This is a genomic window from Nocardia sp. BSTN01 (assembly GCF_015354405.1).
In the GTDB taxonomy this organism is placed as follows: domain Bacteria; phylum Actinomycetota; class Actinomycetes; order Mycobacteriales; family Mycobacteriaceae; genus Nocardia.
In genome coordinates, this window is the sequence record NZ_JADKYP010000038.1 from 54,776 (window position 1) to 70,701 (window position 15,926).

General features: G+C 69.1%; 14 protein-coding genes and 1 pseudogene. 7 read left to right on the plus strand and 8 right to left on the minus strand.

Annotated features, from left to right (window positions below):
- Positions 1 to 213 precede the first annotated feature (213 nt).
- Both IRT45_RS25390 and mftF read right to left on the minus strand, forming a co-directional pair.
- Positions 214 to 1,587: a GAF domain-containing protein gene (locus IRT45_RS25390; RefSeq protein ID WP_194808387.1), complete on the minus strand. Its 1,374-nt coding sequence runs from the start codon at positions 1,585 to 1,587 to the stop codon at positions 214 to 216.
- 147 nt (positions 1,588 to 1,734) lie between these two features.
- Positions 1,735 to 3,132 (minus strand): mycofactocin biosynthesis glycosyltransferase MftF, encoded by a 1,398-nt coding sequence (gene mftF, locus IRT45_RS25395; protein ID WP_194808388.1) that lies wholly within the window; start codon positions 3,130 to 3,132, stop codon positions 1,735 to 1,737.
- A gap of 373 nt (positions 3,133 to 3,505) precedes the next feature.
- Here mftF and mftR2 point away from each other — a divergent pair, with 373 nt between their 5' ends.
- Positions 3,506 to 4,129, plus strand: coding sequence for a mycofactocin system transcriptional regulator MftR2 (gene mftR2, locus IRT45_RS25400; RefSeq protein ID WP_030517131.1), 624 nt, complete (start codon positions 3,506 to 3,508; stop codon positions 4,127 to 4,129).
- Between the two features lie 53 nt (positions 4,130 to 4,182).
- Entirely contained in the window at positions 4,183 to 5,244 is a 1,062-nt protein-coding gene (locus IRT45_RS25405) for a ferredoxin--NADP reductase (protein WP_194808389.1), read from the plus strand.
- 49 nt (positions 5,245 to 5,293) lie between these two features.
- Here IRT45_RS25405 and IRT45_RS25410 read toward each other — a convergent pair whose 3' ends face one another.
- From IRT45_RS25410 to IRT45_RS25425, 4 genes are all read right to left on the minus strand, one after another.
- Entirely contained in the window at positions 5,294 to 6,004 is a 711-nt protein-coding gene (locus IRT45_RS25410; RefSeq protein ID WP_194808400.1) for a DNA alkylation repair protein, read from the minus strand.
- 177 nt (positions 6,005 to 6,181) lie between these two features.
- Positions 6,182 to 7,300 carry a hypothetical protein gene (locus IRT45_RS25415; RefSeq protein WP_194808390.1) on the minus strand — a complete coding sequence of 373 codons (1,119 nt, stop codon included), beginning with the start codon at positions 7,298 to 7,300 and terminating at the stop codon, positions 6,182 to 6,184.
- 335 nt (positions 7,301 to 7,635) lie between these two features.
- Positions 7,636 to 8,415 carry a glutamate racemase gene (locus tag IRT45_RS25420; protein ID WP_194808391.1) on the minus strand — a complete coding sequence of 260 codons (780 nt, stop codon included), beginning with the start codon at positions 8,413 to 8,415 and terminating at the stop codon, positions 7,636 to 7,638.
- A gap of 137 nt (positions 8,416 to 8,552) precedes the next feature.
- The gene (locus tag IRT45_RS25425; RefSeq protein ID WP_194808392.1) at positions 8,553 to 9,740 is read right to left on the minus strand and encodes an NAD(P)/FAD-dependent oxidoreductase; all 1,188 of its coding nucleotides are present in this window, start codon (positions 9,738 to 9,740) and stop codon (positions 8,553 to 8,555) included.
- 200 nt (positions 9,741 to 9,940) lie between these two features.
- On the opposite strand from IRT45_RS25425, the gene IRT45_RS25430 reads away from it, so the two are divergent.
- A complete protein-coding gene (locus tag IRT45_RS25430) occupies positions 9,941 to 10,288 on the plus strand; it encodes an SPW repeat protein (protein WP_194808393.1) in 348 nt (115 codons plus the stop codon).
- Positions 10,288 to 10,917 carry a TetR/AcrR family transcriptional regulator gene (locus IRT45_RS25435; protein WP_194808394.1) on the plus strand — a complete coding sequence of 210 codons (630 nt, stop codon included), beginning with the start codon at positions 10,288 to 10,290 and terminating at the stop codon, positions 10,915 to 10,917. The genes IRT45_RS25430 and IRT45_RS25435 overlap by 1 nt, the downstream gene beginning before the upstream one ends.
- 15 nt (positions 10,918 to 10,932) lie before the next feature.
- On the opposite strand, the gene IRT45_RS25440 is transcribed toward IRT45_RS25435, so the two are convergent.
- Complete coding sequence (locus IRT45_RS25440; RefSeq protein WP_194808395.1) at positions 10,933 to 11,577, minus strand: TetR/AcrR family transcriptional regulator; 645 nt, start codon at positions 11,575 to 11,577, stop codon at positions 10,933 to 10,935.
- Positions 11,578 to 11,635: 58 nt separating this feature from the next.
- Here IRT45_RS25440 and IRT45_RS25445 point away from each other — a divergent pair, with 58 nt between their 5' ends.
- The 3 genes from IRT45_RS25445 to IRT45_RS25455 all read left to right on the plus strand — a co-directional run bounded on the left by IRT45_RS25445 (position 11,636) and on the right by IRT45_RS25455 (position 15,724).
- Positions 11,636 to 13,066, plus strand: a complete 1,431-nt coding sequence (locus tag IRT45_RS25445) for an MFS transporter (RefSeq protein WP_194808396.1) — start codon at positions 11,636 to 11,638, stop codon at positions 13,064 to 13,066.
- Between the two features lie 13 nt (positions 13,067 to 13,079).
- Positions 13,080 to 13,460, plus strand: a complete 381-nt coding sequence (locus tag IRT45_RS25450) for a cupin domain-containing protein (protein WP_194808397.1) — start codon at positions 13,080 to 13,082, stop codon at positions 13,458 to 13,460.
- A gap of 80 nt (positions 13,461 to 13,540) precedes the next feature.
- Complete coding sequence (locus IRT45_RS25455; protein WP_194808398.1) at positions 13,541 to 15,724, plus strand: hypothetical protein; 2,184 nt, start codon at positions 13,541 to 13,543, stop codon at positions 15,722 to 15,724.
- Positions 15,725 to 15,803: 79 nt separating this feature from the next.
- On the opposite strand, the pseudogene IRT45_RS25460 reads toward IRT45_RS25455, so the two are convergent.
- Positions 15,804 to 15,926: pseudogene (locus tag IRT45_RS25460) on the minus strand (elongation factor Tu); the annotation flags it as partial.

Below are 15,926 nucleotides of genomic sequence, written 5' to 3' on the forward strand. Positions count from 1 at the left end.
GCCCCGAGCTCCCGCGGCCTCATCTCCTGCATCGGCCGGTGGCGACTCGCGCCACCGATGCAGCGAACACTAGGCCGAAGACTAATAAAAAGGAATGAGATCCTTCAAAAAAACTCGGACTAGCGTCCAATTCGGTCGATATCCGAGCAGAGATGTGCCCGAAACCACACTGTGACCTGTTTGTGTGAGTCAGGACACTTTCAGACGCGGAGCCTACGAGCCGAAACGTTGCATCTGCGTTGCATCGGCGCCCATCCGCCGGTCGAGCACCCGAATTTTGGCCTCGATCTGGGCATACAGGGCAGAATCGCGATCCGCCGTGGCTCGATAGGCCACCCACGCGGCGGCATCGTCACGGCCCTCGGCGCCCGAGGTCCACCGGCTCAGCACGGCGGCGTCACCGGAACGTAACACCGCGGTCCGCAGCCGCACCCGCAATTCATCGCGGATGTCTATAACTCCGGGAGCGGTCGAACGGGGCAGCACCGGTCCGGTGTAATGGCGGACCGCACTGTGCACGTCCCCCGAATCCAGCGCCGCGCGCAGCGCCTCCACATCCGTGGACACCGGCACCCGCAGCCGATAGGGCCGCGAGCCGAAGACGTCGGGGCCGACCACCGAGCGCAGCCGCGACATGGCGGCCCGGATGGTGGCGTTGTCGAGGTCGGTGTCGTCGAGCAGCAGCGCCAGATGATCGGCGGACAGCCCCTCTCCGTGTTCGGCCAGCAACAGCAGGATCTCGGCATGCCGCTGCGACAACGCGATGCGCTCCCCGTCGACCGACAGCTGCGGCTGACCCAGACCCAGCACCTCCAGCGCCAACCGGCCGGCGGTCCGCGGCGGCGACGAATGATCCACGGGCGCACGACGATCCGCGCCGCGCTGTTCGGTGCGCACGGCCGCCAGCACCAGGTCCATCTCCGCCGCGGTCGCGGCCGCCTTCACCAGCGCCAGAATCTCCGGGCGGGCGACGCGCACGCCGCCGGCGATCATCAGCACGCCGACCAACCGGCCGTCCGGATCGTGCACGGGCGCGGCCGCTCCCGTGAGCTGATGCATCCGGTGCAGGAAATGTTCCGGGCCGTGGATCCAGGTGGCGCGGCCGGTTCGGACCACCAGTCCGACCGCATTCGTCCCGATGCGGCGTTCGGACAGATCGTCGCCCTCGCGCAGGCCGACCTCGGCGGCGGCCTCGACCCGGTCGGGGTTGCCGTGTACCGAGAGCACCCGGCCGAACTGGTCGGCGACGACCACGATCAGCCCGATGCCGGTGGCGTCCTGCAGCAGCAACTTGTCGACCAGTGGCATCACCGCGGCAATCGGATGGTTGTCGCGGTAGCGCTGCAGATCGGCGCCGCGCAGACCGCGGCCGTCGAGTACGTCCATGGGATCGACCCCGCCGCGCACACTGCGCAGCCAGGACTCCAGAACCAGCGGCCGCAGCAATCCGGGCAGCTGATTGAGCTGATCACCCCCGACACTGAGGTAACCGTGGGCCTGAGCGGCATAGGCTTCCAGCGCACCGAGCTGCGTCCCGGGCTCGACCCTGCCCTCGGGACGGTTATCGCCTGTGAGATTGCTGACCATTTGCCTTTCTTTCCCGTCCCACACTGTACCGGCGGGTCAGGAAGGGCATGGGCGAAGCATACGGTTTGTCCGACAGGTCACATCGGCACCGGATCACGGCGAAATGTGAGGTAGACGGCATATCGGGGCCACATGTGACCCCCGCCATCAATGCCGCGGAACGGCCGGGCGCAGCGCGGCCACATTGCGCGCACGCAGCGCACCCGACCAGAGGCCGGTGCCGTAGGCGAGGTCGTCGAGCCGCTTGCACATCAGATATCGCACCGGATCCAGGCCGCCGGCATCGCGATGGGTGAACCAGTCGGCCAGTCCGTCGGCGACCGCCAGCGCCACCGCCAGCCGGCGGATGCGCCGGGAGGCGATCATCGCCAGTACTGTCACCGGCCAGTAGTGCCGGCACAGCGCCGAGACGATCCGCCACACCCCGGCGGAGAAACCCCGGGCCAGATGGATGGCCGCCACCCGCGTCGGATTGTCGAGTTCGGCGAACACCCGCCGCAGCCGGATCAGCGCGGCGAGCAGCGTGGCGAGCCCGCCCAGGATTCCGGCGCGCGACGCGGTGGCCAGCAGCGCGGTCGCGGCGATCGTCCAGAACGGCACCGACAGCGGAGCGACCATCCCGGCATGGCGGCGGGCCAGCGGCGCCGCCCCGGCGCCGTGAGAGACCTTGCGGCCGAACCACTTACCGAACGAGGCCGGTTGATCGCAGGCGACGTGCGCGGCCGGCTCGTACCGCAACCGCCAGCCGGCGCGCTCGAGCCGCCAGCACAGATCGACATCGGCGGCCGAGCGCATCTGCTCGTCGAATCCCCCCTCGGCCAGCAGAGCGTGGCGCCGCACCAGCAGCGCCGCGCCCGGCGCGTACGACACCGAGCCGCGCGAGCTGACCGCGGTTTCCCGGCGGCCGAAATCCAGTGACGACCGCGCGCTCTCGTAGCGGCCAAGCACACTGGCATCGGGCTCACGCACCACGATGCGCGGAGCGACCAAGGCGACCTCGGGATCGCTGAAATGGCCGAGCATGACCTCCAGCCAGCCCGCGCGCGGGACCACATCGGAATCCAGGAATGCGACGAATTCCGTTGTCGCCGCCCGCAGTCCGGCGTTGCGCGCGGCGACCACGCCCTGCCGCGAATCGTGGCGCAACACGGTGACACGGCAACGTCCCCCGGTGCGCGGAATCCGGACCGGCCGGTCGGAACCGTCGTCCACGACCACCACACTGTGCCCGCGCAGGGTCGACAGCAGCCGCTGCAGTCCGGCGGCGTCGTTGCAATGCGGCACCACGACCGTGACTTCCTCGGGCGAGGGCAGCAGGCGCGGACGCGGGTTGGCCACCCCGGAGTCGAGCAGCCGTCTGGCAACCACCGCGGACTGGGGATCCGTCACTTCGAGATACCCGTCACCGATCAGGGCGGCCGCTTCCGGAGCAAGTTTCAGCAACCTCGTCGGCGAGCCGCCGACCAAGAGCCGTCCACCGGAATAGGTGCGCACCCGAGGATCGATTCGCACCCCGAACCCATTGGGCAGTCGATCATGGCGCATTCCAAGAATGCTATGCGCTAACCGCCCGCCGGGCATCCCGTGTCGAAAAAAACGGATCGAATTCGATACGAAACCGGCGGCAACGCACCGGCTCCGGCGTTGCGTGGATGTCAATGACCATCGACGCTATCTGGCTACCACACGGCAACATTCACTTCATGATCAACGAGATACCGCACGGGAGGCGGTAGTTCATCTCCGGCTACTACCGCGTGACGTGCGGCGTCACCGTGTGCGCCGATCTCCTCCATGTACCGGACCGCGACCGGGAACGCGCACTCTAGACTGCGGAAGGCAAGCACGTTGAACAGCAGATGACGGGTGGCCGTCGGGCGGGCTGCGCAGGTCTAGAGGTGGCATGGGAGTCGGACGGATGCAGACGAGCGGGGGCGGCAACACACTCTCGGAAGCCGAGATAGTCGAGGCCGCATTGCGTGTGGTGCGCGCCGACGGCGTGGAGAAGCTGTCGATGCGCCGGCTCTCCCGCGAACTCGGCGTTTCACCGATGGCCCCCTACTACTACGTCGCCGACAAGCGCGAACTGCTGGATCTGGTGGCCAGCGCGGCCCTCACCGGAGTGCGCACCCCACCGCCGGAATTCGGCACCTGGCAGCAGCGCCTGCGCGAACTCATCGATCAGATCGATGAGAAGCTGCGCAAACACCCAGGCCTCGGCGATGTGCTGATCGAACAGACGCTGGGCAAACAGCTCGATCTGATCGCCGCTGTGATGGAAATCCTGTCCGATGCGGGATTCGACGATCGCAATGTGCTCGCCGCCTATGCCACCATTCACACCTATCTGTTCGGCCGCGCCCGGGTCAATCCGCGGGACCGATCCGCGCTGGTCGACATGCCGCTTCCCGAAGCCGTCGAGCGGGCCGTCAAGCATATGGGCGACCTGCGCGGCAAATACTCCTACGACTTCGGCATGGATGTGCTGATCGCGGGGCTCGAGGCCCAGCTTGTCCGGCAGCGGGACGGCCACGTATCATAAATTAGAACACGTTCTAGTTTACCTGCTCCCGTGCCCGGCCCCGAGAGGACACCATGACCACCGCCGATCCCGTCGTACCGCACAGCTCACGATCGGCCGTGCTGCGGGTCGCCGCTGTCGTCAACGAGACGCCCGACGCCTGTTCGCTGGTCTTCGACGTGCCCGAAGATCTGCGCGAGCGCTTCGCCTATCAGCCCGGCCAGTTCCTGACGCTGCGCATCCCGAGCGAGCGCACCGGTTCGGTCGCGCGCTGCTATTCGCTGGCCAGCTCGCCGCACACCGATGTCCAGCCGAAGGTCACCGTGAAGCGCACGATCGACGGATACGCGTCGAACTGGGTGTGCGACAACGTCGAAGCCGGTGACGAGATCGAGGTGCTGCCGCCCTCCGGCGTCTTCACGCCCAAGGATCTGGACGAGGATCTGCTGCTGTTCGCCGCCGGCAGCGGTGTCACCCCGGTCATGTCGATCCTGAAATCGGCGCTCGCCCGCGGCACCGGCCGGATCGTGCTGGTCTACGCCAACCGCGATCCGGAATCAGTCATCTTCGCCGCCGAACTGCGCGAACTCGCCGACAAGAATCCGCAGCGGCTCGTGGTGGTGCACTGGCTGGAGACGCTGCAGGGCCTGCCGACCGCCGACGGACTGGCCGCGCTGTGCACCCCGTACACCGGTTTCCGCGCCTTCATGTGCGGGCCGAAGGCGTTCATGGACCGGGTGCACGACGCACTGGCCCAGCTGGAGGTGCCGCGCAGCCGCACGCACGCCGAGGTCTTCAATTCGCTGTCCGGCGATCCGTTCGCCGCCGGTGCCCCGGTCGAGGTCAGCGAGGAGGACGCCGCCGACGCGGCCACCGTGGAGGTCGAACTCGACGGCGAAACCCATTCCATGCGGTGGCCGCGCCGCCAGACCCTGGTCGACATCATGCTCGCCAAGGGTCTGGACGTGCCGTACTCCTGCCAGGAGGGCGAATGCGGATCCTGCGCCTGCACGGTGCTGGAAGGCAAAGTGGAGATGGACAATTCGGAGATTCTCGATCCGGAGGACATCGAAGCCGGATACATCCTCGGCTGCCAGGCGCATCCGGTCACCGATCATCTGAAGATCCAGTTCTGAGGTCCGTCGCCGCCGTGGCCGGCCTGGAGACCGGGCACGGCGGACGGACCTACGGCGACTGTCGTTGCGCCCGATAGGCCGCGCGCGCCTCGGGTTCCAGATGTTCGGTGGCGTAACTCAGCGCCGTGCGACCCATATCGTGGGCACGACGGTCCAGGAAATCGGTGAGCAACGCGCGGTCCACTCGTTTGCCGACTTCCCGCAGCATCCAGCCCACCGCCTTCTGAATCAGGTCACGCCGATCGTCGAGCAGCCGTTCGCACAGTGCGAACGTGGTGGAGGCGTCGCCGGCCTTGATGAACGCGAAGGTCGTCAGCAGCGCGACCCGGCGTTCCCACAGCGAATCCGACTGCGCCAATTCGTCGAGCAGATCCCGCGGCCGTCCCAGTAACCACGGGCCCAGGATGTTCTCGGCCGATACGTCGACCAGATCCCAATTGTTCACGCGTCCGCCGCGCACCGCCGCCAGATACATGTCGACGATTTCCTGTTGAGCGGCACCGTCGTACGTGCGCGGTTTCCCCGCCTTCGCCATCGCATTGTTCGCGATCACCAGCGCCGCGAGCCGATGCTCGTGCACCGGACTCCGCAAAAGTTCAGCTATCTCCGAAATCGGCAGGGCGGAAAATGCTTTCGCGACCGTGCGGGTCTGCGGCACGGGGACGCCGATGAAGACGTCGCCCTCGCCGTAGTCCCCGGGCCCGGTTTTGAAGAACCTCCGCAACTCGACGGCGCGTGCGGGATCACCCAGTTCGTCCATGGCACGCGCGACATCGGCGGCGGACGGCGCGGCCGTCACGGCCGCACACCGCCGAGTCGGCGGGACGCCGAAGCCTGATTCTCCGGAATATGCGCAACGATCATGTACGGCAGTATCACTCACCGCTCACCCGATTCCCTGCGACAACGCGTCCGGCGCGGACCCGTCGGGGCGGTACTACCCGGCGAAGGTGCGCTCCACTCGGGTGGGGGTCCGGGGCGACACCGCCCCCGCGGGGATGACGATGCGCCAGCTGGGTTGTTTCCCGGCCGGGAACCGCGGAGTGTCGGGGTTACGCGGGGCGGGCTCGTGCTCGGCGGTGATATCCGCGAGCGCGACGACCGGCGCCGGTGGTGCGGCCGGCGTGATCAGGTGCGGGGCGGCCGGCACCTGCGGCGGCGCGATCGACATCGGGGGCGCTGTGTTCGGTGCCGAGGGCTGTGCGACACCCGCCAACGGCTGTGCGGTCGACCCCGAGGGCTGTGCGGTGGACCCCGAGGGCTGCGCGGCCGACCCCGAGGGCTGCGCGGCCCGCGCCATGGGCTGCGCGGCCGGCGCCGAGAGCGGCATGACCGGCACCGAGGAGTGTGGGGTCGGGGCGATCGGCGCCGAGGAGGGTGCGGCGTCGGCGAGGGTCGGCAGCGTCCGGTCGACGGCGCGCGTCACCGGATTTTCGCGCAGATGGTTCGTCAGCACACACGTGGCCGCGCCGAAGGCGGTGATTCCGGCGAGCATCGCGGCGATGTCGAGGTGAGCACCCGCTAGCTGGTGCGCGGCATGCGCCCCACCGAAGAGACCGCGGAGGATGCCGGAGAAACTGCTGTCGTCCGCGACCGCCGCGCGCATCTCGGACTCCTTGTTGTCGAGGTACAGCACGTCCGCGAGAACGAACAGCGCCACACCGCTCACCGCGACCGCGGCGGCGGTGGAGAAGATCGTGGCGCGAGTTCGCAGATACGCCGCGACCGCGAAGATCGTCGCGAGGATCGCGACACAGGTCAGCACCGCCCATGTGCCGCTGATATCGGTGTTGTGCAGACCCGCGCCTCCCCAGTCCTGCTGGGATTCGGTGCCGGCCAGCCGGCCGAAGGCATCCGACCGGATCGTGCCACCCGGCCCGGCCGCAGACAACCAGGGCTGGAACAACAGAACGAGAGTGGTGGCACACAACCCGGCACCGCACAGGTATCCCCACACCGGACGGCGACCGCTCGGCGGCGTCGGTAGTGGGCGGTACGACGATTCGGTGTCGCCGGTTCCGGGATGAACATCGCTCCAAGGCGTTCGGGTAGCCATAACTCCGGGTCTGTCTGTTACCGATACGCCGACGCCCGTGGCGGCCGGCCCGGTAGGGGTGGGTGCGGAAAATGCGTCGACGACCGCGCTGTACGTCTGCGGAAAATACGGTAGAACCGCGCCCGATCACGGACCACCAGACCTCCCACGAGTGGCTGGGGCGCAGGTCACAGCATCGTCTGCGATTCTGCGCCACAGCGGTGCGGAGGTGTCGAAAGAAGATGTCCGGGAACAGGATTCATTCAAGGCCACCGGCTTCGGCACGGCGTGGCCGTCGGGAGACACGGGCGGAAGCGTGACCGGTTCAACACGGTCCGCCCGGTGCCCCCGCGAGACTAGACGGTGGGGCAGGCGGTATCGACCGCCCCGAGCACTCGGCCCGATTCGAAGGCCGCCGCACTCGCGGGCAGTTCACCGGCGCGGCCGCTGTTGTACACGGTCACCGTGCCGGTTCCGGCGGTCGGCCGGCCCAGCGCGTCGATGCGCCGAAGAGTCTGGCCCGCAACGGCTTCCGCGCTGTCGAACAGCCGGACGCCGGAGGGCAGTGCGGCCACGATGGAATCGAGGACCAGCGGGTAGTGGGTGCAGCCCAGTACGACCGCCTCGGTGCCGGCGGGGGTCTGCTCGGCGGCGCGGGCGATGGCGTGCTCGACGGCCGCGAGATCCCCGCGGTCGATGGCGTCCGCGAGGCCGTGGCACGCCACACCCGTCACATCGGCCTCACCGCCGAAACGGGCGATCAGATCGGCCTGGTAGCGGCTCGCGGTGGTGGCCGCGGTCGCCCACACGGCGACCGAGGCGCAGGCCGCGGCGGCGGGTTTGATCGCGGGGACGGTGCCGATCACCGGCACCTCGGGCCCGACCTCGGCCCGCACCTGCTCGAGGGCGGTCACACTGGCGGTATTGCACGGCAGCACAACGGCCTCCGCGCCGAGCCGCAACGATCGGCGGGCGGCATCCAGCACCCGATCGATCACCCACCGCTCGGGTTTGGGACCCCACGGCGCACCATCGGGATCCAGTTGCAGCAGCAGATCGAGGTCGGGACGCAACTTGCGCAGCCACGCCCCCGTCGGCAGCAACCCCAGTCCGGAATCGATGAGCGCAACGATCACCCAGCCACTGTATTAGCGTCGCCACGCACCCTCGCGCCCGCCTGGGGTATCGGCCGGACATGTCTTTCCATGCCGGTGGCGGACCGCCCGCACCGCCCGATTCGAGCCGGCGCCGGTCGGCCCGCCGACGTGGGCGTTCAGCTCAGGGGTGCGGCGGACCGGGCGTTGGCGGCGAGTTCGGCGCGCATCTTCATGACCTGCGCGGTGCGTCCGCCACCGACCACGGCGGTCAGGACCCCGCCGTCGAAGTAGTGCGCCAGGAATTTGCGGCCGTCGTCTTCGATCACCCGGATCTCGTCGGCGCCCGCGGGAGTGCCGAGCACCTGGATCTTCAGGTCGTACTGGTCACTCCACACATACGGCACCCGGGCGGCCGCGGGGACGTCACCGCCGAGCAGGGCGGTCGTCAGGAGTCTGGCCTGCTCGCCGGCGTTGGTCCAGTGCTCGACACGCTTGTGCCGGCCGTTGTCGTGACGCCAGGCCGCGACATCGCCGACCGCCCACACGCCCTCGACCGAGGTGCGCCCCACCTCGTCGGCGAGGACACCCCCGCCCGCCTGCGGTTCCGCCAGCGGGATGCCGGATCCGGCCAGCCACTCCGTGATCGGCGCGGAGCCGACGCCGATGACGACCAGATCGGCGGCGACCGTACTGCCGTCGGCGAGCGTGGCCCCGGTGACCGCGCCGTCTTCGACCTGCAGCGAGCTCAGCCCGACACCGCAGCGCAGGTCCACGCCCTCGTCGCGGTGCATCCGGCCGACCAGGCGCCCGACCGTCTCACCCAGCGCGGCGGCCAGCGGGGTGGGCTGCGGTTCCACCAGCACGACGTCGACGCCGCGGGAACGGAAGCTCGCCGCCAGCTCGCAGCCGATGAAGCCCGCACCGACCACCAGCGCCCGCCGCGCGGTGGCCAGGCCGTCGCGCAGCGCCGCCGCATCCTCGTGGCGTCGCAGGACGTGGACGCCGGTCGCCTCGGGCAAACCGGGAATTCGCTTGGGACGCAGACCTGTTGCGATGATCAGCTGTCCGTACTCGAGCACGGAACCGTCGTCGAAGGTCACCGTGCGCGACGTGGTGTCGACTCCGGTCGCGGCCAGTCCGAGTCGCAGCTCGATGTTCTTCTCGGCGAAGAATTCGGCCGGGCGCAGCGTCGTATCCTCGGTCTCGCCGCGCACGAACTGCTTGGACAGCGGCGGCCGATCGTAGGGCAGGCGCTGTTCGTCACCGACGAGGATCAGTCCGCCCTCGTATCCGGCGCGGCGCAATTCCTCCGCGGTGCGCAGGCCCGCCAGACCGGCGCCGATGATCACGATCGGGGCTGTCATCGCCGCCCTCCTGGCTCGGTTCCCACTGCCGGGACGTATTGCTGCACCAATCCACCATAAACTAGAACACGTTCTAGTTTGTCGTGACGGGCGCCATATCCGACACAAGTGTAGGAATTTTTCGCGCAGAGTGTTGATCGGGCGGTCAATCAGAGTTATACCGAGATCAGAACACAATTCCGCCCCTGAGGAGGCCCCCAATGCTCACCGAAAACCGCACCCTGAGTTTCGTGGCCGTGGCACTGGGCGTCTACACCGCCCTGTCCCCCATCTGGACCGACCACAGCAACCGCGCCATGTGGACCCTGATCGTGCTCGGCGTGCTGATCGCCCTGACCGGCCTGCTCCAGTTCACTCGCCCCGGAATCTCCACAACCGATTACGCCATGGGCCTGTTCGGCGTCCTGCTGTTCATTTCCCCGTGGGTGATGAACTACAGCTCCTTCAGCGCGGCGTCGTGGACGGCGTGGATCGTGGGCGTACTGACCGTCGTGGTGGCCCTCGCCGCCCTTCCGCAGGTATCGGCGCGGATGCATACTGCTCACTGATGCAGAGGCCCACACCCCATCGAGCGGGGCGTCGCCGCAGCCGGAAGGTCGACGGCGACGCCCGCGCTCTGATTCTGGATGCCGCCGAAAGCCTATTCGCGGCACACGGATTCGACGCGACCGCGACGGCTGCGATAGCCGCCGCGGCCGGCGTTCCGAAAGGACTGGTCTTCTACTACTTCCCCACCAAGGACTCGATCCTCTCGGCGCTGATGGCCGAGCGGGTTCCCGCCCATCCGATCGACGACATCGCCACGGTGGTCAGGCCCGGCGATCCGGCGACCAGCCTGGTGAACCTCGACGCGGCGCTGAATCTGCGCGACCACCATTCCTCGGTGCTGCGGGTGATCATGTGGCGCGAGGCCGATACGCATCCGGATGTGCGCAAACAGGTGCGCCGCATGCGCGATCAACTCCTCGACGTCACCGCCCGGGTACTGCAGGCGAGCGCGCCCGGTCAGGTCCAGCCCGGGACCCTGCGTGCCTGCGCGGCCGCATGGGTGTCGGCCATGCTCACCATCGCGAGCACCGACCGGTTGCACGCACTCGACGGATTGACACTCGCCGGCGCGGAGGAGATCACCAATCTCTCCCGGGTCGTCGCGGCCGGTATGAGCAGCCTGGGCTGAGTGGGCGTCGCCCGTTCAGCGATCCCGCAGCAGGCCGTCGACCAGCGCGCGCAATCCCTGTTCGTAGGTATCGGCCGCGGTGAGCGCGCTCCACCGGTCGGCCACGGCCGCCAGGCGCGGAAGCTCCTCGGCATCGATATCGGCGAAGACGCGCTCCCGGAACACGGGCCGGTCGTCGTCGCGACGCCGGCGAGCCGCGGCGCGAATCAGAATTTCCCCGGCCGTGTAGTACCAGACGGCCCGGTAGGCGTGCACCGCCCGATCGGCGTCCAGCCCGGCGTCCATCGCCGCGTCCAGAATCGTCTCGGGATACCAGAGCGCGGCCGGTGAGAGCAGGTCGTCGGCGGTCAGCACCTCGGTGATCCACGGAACCGGGGCCAGGACGTCGTGCATCGCGCGGGCCGCGACGATCAAGCGCTCGCGCGGGTCCTCCGGCAGTTGCGGACGCACCGCACCCGTGGCCACCTCGTCGAGCAGGAGCAGCAGCAACGCGTCCTTGTCCGGTACGTGGTGATAGAGCGCCATCGGCGTCGCGCCGAGTTCGGTGGCCAGGCGCCGCATGGTCAGCGCCTGCACGCCGCGGGTCTCGATCAGCTCGCGCGCGGCGGCCACGATCTGCGCGCGGGACAGCCGCGGCGGACGTCCGGTTCGGGTGCTCACCCGGCCATCTTGACACGAGGTCTCGACAACGAGCAGTGCGGTCGGTTACTTTTTATACATGTATAAAAAGTACTCGCCGGGCCTCGCTCTGGCGGCGATCACGATGGCGCAGTTGATGATTGCGCTGGATATGGCGGTGGTGAACGTGGCGCTGCCCGCCGTTCGCCGGGAACTGGGCTTCACACCGATCGATCTGTCGTGGGTGGTGCACATCTATGCCCTGACCTTCGGCGGATTCCTCCTCCTGGGCGGGCGGGCCGGCGATCTGTTCGGCCGCCGGCGACTGTTCGCACTCGGGCTGTGCGGATTCGCCCTCGCCTCGCTGGCCGGTGGGCTGGCCCAGCAACCATGGCAACTGATCGCCGCGCGCGCCGTCCAAGGCGTGGCGGCCGCGACCGTCGCACCGGCCACCCTCGCGATGCTGACCGTCCTGTTCCCGCACGGCCCGGCGCGGGTGCGCGCCTTCGGACTGTGGAGCGCGGCCAACGGCGCCGGTGGCGCGCTGGGCGTCCTGCTGGGCGGCATCCTCACCGAATACGCCGGATGGCGGTGGGTGATGCTCGTCAATCTGCCGATCGCCGCGATCGTGCTGGGACTCGGCCTCTTCGGCATCCCCGCCGACCGCCGCGACGGGATGCGTCCGCCGCTCGACCTCGCCGGGTCGCTCACCGCGACCGGCGGCGCCGGATTGCTCGTTCTCGCCGTCGTCCGTACCGATCGCTACGGGTGGTTCTCGCCCGCGACCGCGGGGACGGTCGTGGCCGCACTACTACTCCTGGCGGCCTTCGTATGGTTCGAACGGCGGGCCTCGGTGCCGCTGATACGGCTGTCGCTGCTGCGCAACCGGTGGGTCGCCGGGGCGGATCTGTTCGTCGCTCTGGCCGCGGCGGGACAGTTCTCGGCCTTCTACTTCGTCTCGCTCTATATGCAGCAGTCGCTCGGGATGTCCGCGGCGGCAACGGGTCTGGCCTTCGTACCGTTCTCCGCCGGGGTCGTCGCCGGGACCGTGGTCGCGACTCGGCTCGGCCACCGGCGTTCGCCGCGCACCCTGCTGATCTCCGGATCGCTGCTCGCCGCCGCGGGCCTCGGATGGTTCGCGCTGCTGGACGCCGGTGGCGACTTCGCCACCGCGGTCCTGGGTCCCTCGCTCGTCACCAGTATCGGTTTCGGCCTGTGCCTGGCGCCGCTCGCGGCCGCCGCCACCACCGGCGTCGCCCCCGCGGAGGCCGGCATGGCGTCCGGGCTGATGAACAGTGCCCGCCAGATCGGCGGCGCGATCGGATTGGCCGCCCTGGCCTCGGTCGCCGCGCAACGCACCGGATCGGTGGAGACACCCCAGGCCGTCACCGCGGGATATGCGACCGGACTGGCGGTCGGCGCGGTCCTGCTCCTCGGTGCCGCGGTCGTCGCGGCGGTGGTCATACCGCGCACCGCCCGCCGATCCACCTCCACACCCCTGCCCGCCCCGGCTCCGGTCGTGGCCGAATGAAAGGAAACACACCATGTCACTCGCACCTGTCGACCTGTTCGCACGCGGCATCCGAATGCTGCCCGACGGCCGGGTTTTCGATGAACAACGCCGCATGTCCGGAGATGTGGAGGGATGGACCCTGGCGGCGTTCCGGGTTGCCACCGATGCCGACGTCCACGGTGATCACTGGGAAATGCATCCGAGCGGAGAGGAACTGGTGGCGGTGCTCTCGGGCGGGATACGGATATATCTGCGTGAGAGCGGCGACCCGGCGGCTTCGGTATCCCTGCGCGCCGGACAGGCGTTCATCGTGCCGCGCGGGCGCTGGCACCGAATCGAAGTGGACGAGCCGAGCGAACTGATGTCACTCACCCTGCGCCGCGGCACCGAACTCGAGAAACGGACGGATTGAGCTGCGGCGCAACGGTGGCGGGAGCCCTCGCACACCCCGCGAACTCGCACCCGGAAAGGCGAGCGATAAGAATGGGGTGTATGACGGATCCCGCCAATGCCCGTTTCGGAGAACCCCATACTGCACGAGAGGGGCACGGACTGACCCGCTCCGAGGAGGAGCCGGGTCAGCAGGCGGGCAGTAGCGGACCCGCGCACGGCGGTGCCGAGAAGTTCGGACTGCGCTGGGACAGTATCGAATTCGGTGACTCCGGATCGGGCGAGAGCGTTTTCGGCCCGCCCCCGGGCGGCGCCTCGCCCACCGACGTTCCGTCCTATTCACCCGACTACCTCAATGGCAGCGCGGTTCCGACGCCTCCTGCCGCACCGCCGCTGCCGGTCCGCGACACGTCGGCCCGTACCGCGATCCCGCCGCTGCCCACCCGAGAACCCGCGCAGCGCAGTATGTTCGCCTCGCCGTTCGACGCGGACTACGAGCGGGGTGCGGGGCAGAACCATCCCGCCGCGGAGACCGACGAATCAGCTCCGACCTCCAGCTTCGCGGTGAGCGCGGCGGAGATGCCCCCGGTGGATCCGAGATCGGGGGTCCTGGGGTCGTCCACGGCTCCCGGCGAGATCCAGACGCCGGAAAAGGCAAGCTGGCCAGAGGGACTCGACGCCGGATCTCAGGATCCGGAGGATACGGTCCGCCGCATCGCGGAGAGCCTGGGCATCGACCCCGGGCGGCAGAGTCGTTCCCGTAGCGCCGAGACCCAGCCCGCCGAGTCGTCCGCTGCCGAGGCGTCTCCTGCCGATCCGCCGGGTCCGCGGCGGGCCGATTCGGCAGAATCGGATGCCTCGTCCACCGCATCCGTCCCGGCCCCGCCGAAACTACCGACGCGGCTGTCCACCCCCGCCCAGGGCATCGCCCGGACCGAACCGGCCGATGCCGGAACGGAAACCGCTGCGACACCGGCGAGCACGGAAACCACCCGCCGCCCCATCCCCCGGGCGGCCCGGCGGGCACGCGACAACGAGCAGCCCACCGCGAGTACCGCCACGTCCCGGCTGTCCGGCGAGATCCCCGCGACCACGGCAGCCGAACCCACGGGCGAGGGCCGGCACGGCACCGCGCGCCCCGCGAGCCCGGAGCCGTCGGCCGCCACATCCGCGCCGGCCGACGCAGCTGAGACCCGCGGCACCACGGCGAGCGATGACGAATCGGCGACCGGACGCGCGACATCACCCGGCGGCGACGCCGATCCCGCGCCCGCGCCGTCCGCAGCGACACCGCCGACCGGACAGCCGGGCGACGACGCCCCTCGGTCCACTACGGCAACGGAATCGGTGACAGACGGCGACCACACCCCCCACAGCACGCGCGCCGCATCGGTCGCCGACAGCGCGCGAAACACCACCGAGCCCCCTGTCGCCGAGGCGAATCCGGCGACGGACGACATTACCGAGGAGGACCGGAACTCGCCTCCCGCGGCACGGCTTCCGCATCGGCATTCGAACGAGCCGGTCCGGACCGAGCACGCCGAAACAACCGCCCCGGCCCATTCCGGCGCGGCAGACGGTGCGGACCGAGCCGACTCCGCAGACCCGCAAGCCTGGCAGAACACCGACACACTGCCGGCGATTCGCAGCCGCGCGGAAAGCGCCGACGCCACTTCGCGCGCGATCCCCACCCGCAACGGGGCGACGGTGGGACTGCGCTCCGCCCCGGCGAGCACCTTCCTCGAACAGTCCGATACCGACATCCTTCGACGACGCGCAGCGCAAGCCCCTGCGGCGGAATACGTTCCGACCAGCCGGCACCGATCGCCCGCCGAAGAAATCGGAGCCGACGACCACCCGGCGACCGAGTCGGCGGAAGCGGTTGCCACATCGCACGATTCGGTGATCGACGAACCGACTGCGGATACCGGTGGCCGCCGAAATCGCCGTGCCACCAATGATCACCTTTCCGGTAGCACACCGACCGACCTCGCGTCCCGCACCGGCGTGCCCCCGACCTCCCGGCGCGCGGCCCGCCGCCGAGCCGAAACCACCGGCGAACCCCCGGCCATCGACGTCGGCTTGGTGATGCAGTTACTCCTGGCCAGCCACACCCTGGAGAATGTGGCGCGCAACGCCGAAGCCGGCGATGTCGACCTCAACGGACTCATCACCGCCGCCCACCGAACCCGTACCGCCGCAGTGGAACTCGTCACCACCTGGTTCGGCGGCGCCGACCAGATGCGCGAATTCGCCGAAGCCCTCCTGGCCGCCACCGAGAACTGAGAACGCGAAAAGGGCCGTCCCCCAAGGGGAACGGCCCTTTTCATGCTGTCACGTGTCGTGACGGCGTTGTCTCACAAAGTCACTTGATGACCTTGGTGACGCGGCCGGCGCCGACGGTGCGGCCACCCTCGCGGATCGCGAAGCGCAGGCCCTCTTCCATGGCGACCGGCTGGATCAGCTTGACGCTCATCTCGGTGTTGTC